The sequence below is a fragment of the Tunicatimonas sp. genome (assembly GCF_049647865.1).
Taxonomy (GTDB): Bacteria; Bacteroidota; Bacteroidia; order Cytophagales; family Cyclobacteriaceae; genus Tunicatimonas.
In genome coordinates, this window is sequence record NZ_JBARYM010000733.1 from 1 (window position 1) to 6,227 (window position 6,227).

Sequence of the window (6,227 nt, forward strand, 5' to 3'; positions counted from 1 at the left end):
AACAGTTCACAGAAGTGCTACTTATTGTGGAGGTTTGGAAAAGAATTTGGGAGGTCGCCGCTACTTTAAGTTGTTTAGTCTACCATTTTTATTTTCTCGAACCCAATTCCCAAAGGAGGATATAGAGTGATTTCCACCACTTAGTATTCTACTTCGCTACGATTAACTGAGAGAAAAGTACAGACGTTACAACCCCCTCTTTCAATTATCCATTGTACATTGCACATTATTCACTGTTAATGGTTTGTGTATGAGTGAGCGATACCAACAGCGGGGGGTTTCCGCTACCAAAGAAGATGTACATCGGGCGATCCGACATATTGATAAAGGATTATTCCCTCAAGCTTTTTGTAAAATTGTGCCCGACTGGCTAGGTAGCGATCCTGCTTATTGCAATATTATGCATGCCGACGGCGCTGGCACTAAATCATCATTAGCGTATATGTACTGGCGAGAAACCGGCGATCTTTCAGTCTGGAAGGGTATTGCCCAGGATGCAGTGGTAATGAATACCGATGATTTACTCTGTGTAGGCGCGGTTGATAATATACTGCTCTCTTCTACGATTGGTCGTAACAAACACCTCATTCCGGGCGAAGTAATCCAAGCCATTATTGAGGGGACAGAGGAGGTGCTGCAACTGCTTCGCGACCACGGCATGAATATTATCAGCACTGGGGGCGAAACTGCCGACCTGGGTGATTTGGTGCGAACGATTGTGATAGACAGTACTGTTACCGCTCGAATGCGACGCGATGAAGTGATCTCTAACGATCGGATTACAGCTGGAGATGTAGTGGTAGGACTGGCTTCTTTCGGACAAGCCTCTTATGAAACCGAGTATAACGGCGGTATGGGAAGTAATGGTCTTACCTCTGCCCGCCACGACGTGTTCGCGCAGACATTAGCCAATCAATATCCGGAAAGCTACGATCCGCAAGTTCCAGTGGAGTTAGTGTACTCCGGTAGCCGTTCGCTTAGCGAAAAACTCACTATCGGCAATCAAGAAATTACGATAGGCAAACTGGTGCTATCCCCTACCCGCACCTATGCTCCAATTGTGCAGCAAATTCTAAAGAACAGCCGAAGCCAGATACATGGAATGATACATTGCAGCGGAGGGGCACAGACCAAGGTGCTGCATTTTGTAGAGAACTTACACATTATTAAAGATAACCTCTTTTCTACTCCGCCCCTGTTTCAACTCATTCAGCAAGAAAGTCAAACTTCTTGGCAGGAAATGTATCAAGTATTTAATATGGGACACCGGCTAGAACTGTATGTACCTGAGAACTATGCAAATGCTATTATTGAAATTTCAGAGAGCTTGGGAGTAGCAGCTCAAATTATCGGACGGGTAGAATCTGCCGATCAGAAGAAAGTTACCATTGAAAATGAGCACGGAAGTTTCGTCTATTAAAATCACACACCCTACTGGTAGCGCAATTGCAAGATAAGCTCCTCTAGCTCTGCCGGGCGTTGAGTGCCGATCAGTATCTGTTGATCATCCGCCAAGTGCAGTTGCACCCCAGAATGACCGGAGATGGTATACGCTTTCCCCTTTCGGCCGTAACGCATCCCCCACCCACCGTATTCAGCCAGACCGTCGTATTTCCGAATGTACATCTCATCAATATCCGCCCAATCAATACTATGAACTGCCCACTGAAATGGAAAAAGCTGAAACTTAATACCCTGATCATCAATCTGCACAAAAAGGTGAGCTTTGTATGTTAACAGCACTATTCCTCCCCAAATAGCCCCAATAAATAATAATGCCGGAGCCGATGACCAAGATATAACAGGGGTCTTACTCAGAAGAGTATGAAAAAATACCAAGAAAATTAAAGTTCCCAGCGATACCCCTAACAAAACCCATAGCCAGGTTTGCCGATAGCGTTGTACCTCAGTAAAGTTTAGAACTCCCGAATTTTCTTTTGGGAACGATGGCCGCTTAGTAGATACCATAATTCTGACTTTTGTTGCTTGTACTAGTTACGAATAGATGCCTTATATTCAAAACTTCATTCGCCTTAGCGATGTAAGTTATTGTTCATAATTTGCAACTTATTTGCCTCCTTCTTACAATCATTATTTTGGGAATTGCGCCACATACCTGTATCTTCAAATCGCATCTTTCTTTAGTACATATAGTATCTTATTCATGATGTTTTTTCTTCTGAAGGAAGCATATTAGATTTGCTATACATATGAACACCACCAAAATAATTAACGCCAATCTGATTAATGAAGGCGACATCAAGCGAGCTGATATCCTAATAGAGGGTACTTTCATCAGCCGAATTGATACCGATCTGTCTTCTGTTACTACCGATAATACGTATGATGCCCAAGGTAAATATCTATTTCCTGGTTTGATTGATGATCAGGTACATTTTCGTGAGCCAGGGCTCACTCACAAAGCTACCATCTATTCAGAAGCTAAAGCGGCTGTAGCCGGAGGCATTACCTCATTTATGGAAATGCCGAACACGGTACCGAACACGCTTACCCAAGATTTATTACAGGATAAGTACGATACCGCAGCTCAACATTCTCTGGCAAACTACTCGTTTTACATGGGCGTTTCTAATGATAATTTAGAAGAAGTATTACGAACCAACACTCAAGAGGTATGCGGACTGAAAGTATTCATGGGTTCTTCTACTGGCAATATGCTGGTTGACAATGAACAAACGTTGCGTAACGTATTTGCCCAGTCGCCTATGCTGGTAGCCACTCACTGCGAAGACGAAGCTACCATCCGGGCCAATATACAGTACTTCCGAGAAAAATACGGAGAGGAAGTCCCAATAAAATGTCATCCTGATATTCGCAGCGAAGAAGCATGTTACAAATCTTCCTCTTTAGCAGTATCTTTAGCCCAGGAATTCGGTACTCGTCTGCACGTTTTGCATATCTCTACTGCCAAAGAACTTTCCCTGTTTAGTAACGATATTCCATTAGAAGAAAAGCACGTAACCGCCGAAGCCTGTTTACATCATCTGTGGTTCAATAATCAAGCCTACGAAGAGAAAGGGACACTTATTAAGTGGAACCCCGCCGTAAAAACTGCTCAAGACCAGGCAGCAATCTTAGCGGCAGTTCTTGATAATACCATTGATGTATTAGCCACCGATCACGCCCCGCATACCTTAGCCGAGAAACAACAAACTTATTTTAAAGCCCCGTCTGGTGGCCCACTAGTCCAACACAATTTGGTAGCACTGTTGGAGATGTATCACCAAGAGAAGATTACGCTAGAAAAAATAGTAGAAAAAGCCTGTCATCATCCCGCTCAGCTATTTGAGGTAGATCGTCGGGGTTTCATTCGCGAGGGTTATTACGCTGATCTGGTGCTGGTAAATTTAAATCATCCTTGGACAGTACAAACCGACAATATTCTCTATCAATGCGGTTGGTCGCCGTTTGAAGGCACTACTTTTCAAGCTCAGGTAACCCATACTTTCGTTTCAGGACACTGCGCATATGCTAACGGACAATTTGATGAATCGCAGCAGGGATTACGATTGCAATTTAAACGGAAAACTACCTAGCTACACCTTAACTAGAATGGGAACGTGTTTTTGTTACGAATAACGCTAGTGTGGGAAAGAACCTGACCATTTTTTTATTTTTTTTCACGGTGATAGCCTATCTCAGCCCTTACGTATCCCCGGCTCAGGCTTGGTTGGCTGGTTTTTTCTCAATGGTCATTCCGGTACTACTGTTATTACATGCATTCCTATTAGCCTACTATATTGTCCAGCGAAAGAAGCGGTTTTTATATTCCCTCATTGCTTTACTGCTAGGATACCAATATCTGATGGCAAGTTTTTCGGTAAGTTACCCGTCTGATTCCGTAGATATACCATTCTCGGTGCTAAGTTATAACGTACGGGTCTTTAACACCTATGCTTATCTTCAAAATGAGAACGAGCCGGGTAAAGCCATGATTGATTGGTTAGCAGATGAAGATGCCGATATAAAGTGCTTGCAAGAGTATTACAATGATAAACGATCCTCTATCTTCAACACTACTACCCAACTAGAGTCAGCAGGTGACTATAGTGGATTTGTCAAACCTAATTTGGTGAACCGGATAGGGGCTGAGTTTGGGTTGGCTACTTTTAGTCGCTACCCAATGTTGCACCAAGGAACTATAGCTTTGCCCGATTCAACCCACTTTGGTATCTATACCGATCTGAAAATTAAAGAGGACACCGTAAGAATATACAACATACACCTACAATCCATGAGCATTGATGAACGAGACCTGAGCGACTTAGAGAGTGTACGTAATAATTATTCTTCAGTATTTCAAAAGCTTAAGCATGGTTTTGTAAGCCGAGCTGGCCAAATAGACCATCTGCTCGAACACTTAAATACTAGCCCACACCCCGTTATTGTGTGTGGTGATTTCAACGACCTTCCTTATAGCTATACGTATTTTACCCTACGGCAGTGGCTTCATAACGCTTTTGAGCGAGCCGGAAATGGTTTAGGATTCAGTTACAACGGGCGGCTATTTTTCTTAAGAATTGATAACCAGTTTTATAGTAAATCATTGAAAGCCCATTCATTTAAAACCATTCGAAAGATAAACTACTCCGATCATTTTCCAGTACTCACCGAGTATACCTTCACTAAAAATCAATAGTAGTATTGGTAATCTACTACCATATTCCTAAATTTGCATCTCTTACACACGGTGATTGTAGTTCAGTTGGTTAGAATGCCTGATTGTGGTTCAGGAGGTCGCGGGTTCGAGTCCCGTCTTTCACCCTTTATAAGCACATCACGAAGGCCGTTCATGCTAGGGCATGGACGGTTTTTTTTGTATCTTTCTACCATAGTTTTTATTACCATGTAATTAAAGAGCCGCAGCATTCAGGCGAGCTAGAATCTTCGTATAGCTGTCGTTCCTTTTTTGGTAATATTCATTTTAGATAGAGGAAGCTATGTCGGCATCGGAGTTTATGTTATTACCTTTAGCAGAAAGAATAAGCCTGCTGTATCGGGAAGGAACATTTGTGGTGGCTATTCGGTACTATGGCTACAAGGTAAATCTTTATCTAATCAACGGATTTTATGTTGAAGCTTTCTACAATCATAAGTTGGATAAAATTGAGCGGATTGAACTACTCCCCAATTCCCATACTCGCTTGAAGTTTTACTCTGATCAGATTTCTCTTCCTAGCGATTTACTTCAATAAAGTGTTCAAAAATACTCAACTTACATGAATACATAAACGCCGCGCGACGGTTGCCTGAACACTATGTCAGATGGTTACGTTTCCCCAGTTCTCTCCTGAGCGGATGCGGTTAAGTTGGGTGTGCGTGATATTAAATCGCTTGGCAATCATACTTAGCCGGGTCTTATTGCTTCTTAATAACCGCTTAATTACTCGCACATCAGTTTCTGTCAGCTTGTAACCAGTAGTGCGGCTACGGAGTATCGCCGGATTATGATTGTTGTGTTCGTTTAATTGTCTTTCAGTCATCCAGCGCAAATTATACCGGCTATTATTTTGCTTATCATAGTCTAGGTGCACTACATACTTATGTTCGGCAGAAGTTTGCTCTAAGAAGGCGCTAGCTACTAAGCGATGAATATAATGCGTTTGCGACACTTTCTTTCCTAACCGAACCATGACTGAAAGATAGCCATTAACATTAGACCCCTTCATTATACGTCCGTTGACTTTATCGACGGCAAAACTCTTTACCCGACCATGACTTGACACTTCGTAGCAAGCATGAGGAAGTGGGGTCTCAAAACAAATCTCTTTCCAGACCTCATTTCTGTATCGATTGATACTCATATTAAAAAAATTGTGGTTAGCAAATGAATATTATCAAAAAGTCTTTATTTGCTTAAATCAGTTGCCCTTTCTAACAACGAAGTATGTATTTGCATTACTTGAGGGACTACTAGTGCATCGCCACTGTTATCAATAGTTATATTAGCCAGTTGGCGGCGCTCTTCATCACTAAACTGCTTATTCATAATGGCTTCAACCTGCCGGCTTGTCCTATGAGAATCTCGCTTCAATATCCGTTGCAGACGAATGTTCCATGCGGCATCTACATTAATGACATAATCAAGTTGACGATAAGAACCTGTTTCATAAAGTAAGGCAGCTTCTTTGAGCGTGTAGGGCTTATGCAAGCGATGCTTTACCCATTGGGTATAATCTTCAGCCACTTTAGGGTGCACCAACTGG

The 6,227-nt window shown here is 42.3% G+C and carries 7 protein-coding genes and 1 tRNA gene; 5 read left to right on the top strand and 3 right to left on the bottom strand.

Translation table 11 applies throughout. From position 1 onward, the window contains the following. Nucleotides 1-250 precede the first annotated feature (250 nt). On the top strand, nt 251-1,420 hold the full coding sequence (locus WBA23_RS21420; RefSeq protein WP_424584324.1) for an AIR synthase related protein: 1,170 nt from the start codon (nt 251-253) through the stop codon (nt 1,418-1,420). 11 nt (nt 1,421-1,431) lie between these two features. On the opposite strand, the gene WBA23_RS21425 is transcribed toward WBA23_RS21420, so the two are convergent. Further along, nucleotides 1,432-1,968, bottom strand: a complete 537-nt coding sequence (locus WBA23_RS21425) for a hypothetical protein (protein WP_424584325.1) — start codon at nt 1,966-1,968, stop codon at nt 1,432-1,434. Between the two features lie 242 nt (nt 1,969-2,210). On the opposite strand from WBA23_RS21425, the gene WBA23_RS21430 reads away from it, so the two are divergent. The 4 genes from WBA23_RS21430 to WBA23_RS21445 all read left to right on the top strand — a co-directional run bounded on the left by WBA23_RS21430 (nt 2,211) and on the right by WBA23_RS21445 (nt 5,216). Beyond that, nucleotides 2,211-3,557: a dihydroorotase gene (locus WBA23_RS21430; RefSeq protein WP_424584326.1), complete on the top strand. Its 1,347-nt coding sequence runs from the start codon at nt 2,211-2,213 to the stop codon at nt 3,555-3,557. 89 nt (nt 3,558-3,646) lie between these two features. Then, nucleotides 3,647-4,660, top strand: coding sequence for an endonuclease/exonuclease/phosphatase family protein (locus WBA23_RS21435; protein WP_424584327.1), 1,014 nt, complete (start codon nt 3,647-3,649; stop codon nt 4,658-4,660). A gap of 50 nt (nt 4,661-4,710) precedes the next feature. Beyond that, a tRNA-His gene (locus WBA23_RS21440) sits at nt 4,711-4,786 on the top strand. Between the two features lie 175 nt (nt 4,787-4,961). Continuing rightward, the gene (locus tag WBA23_RS21445; RefSeq protein ID WP_424584328.1) at nt 4,962-5,216 is read left to right on the top strand and encodes a hypothetical protein; all 255 of its coding nucleotides are present in this window, start codon (nt 4,962-4,964) and stop codon (nt 5,214-5,216) included. Between the two features lie 66 nt (nt 5,217-5,282). Here WBA23_RS21445 and WBA23_RS21450 read toward each other — a convergent pair whose 3' ends face one another. Both WBA23_RS21450 and WBA23_RS21455 read right to left on the bottom strand, forming a co-directional pair. After that, nucleotides 5,283-5,825, bottom strand: a complete 543-nt coding sequence (locus WBA23_RS21450) for an NUMOD4 domain-containing protein (RefSeq protein ID WP_424584329.1) — start codon at nt 5,823-5,825, stop codon at nt 5,283-5,285. 44 nt (nt 5,826-5,869) lie between these two features. Continuing rightward, the coding region (locus tag WBA23_RS21455; RefSeq protein WP_424584330.1) for a dephospho-CoA kinase at nt 5,870-6,227 on the bottom strand (358 nt) is incomplete at its 5' end.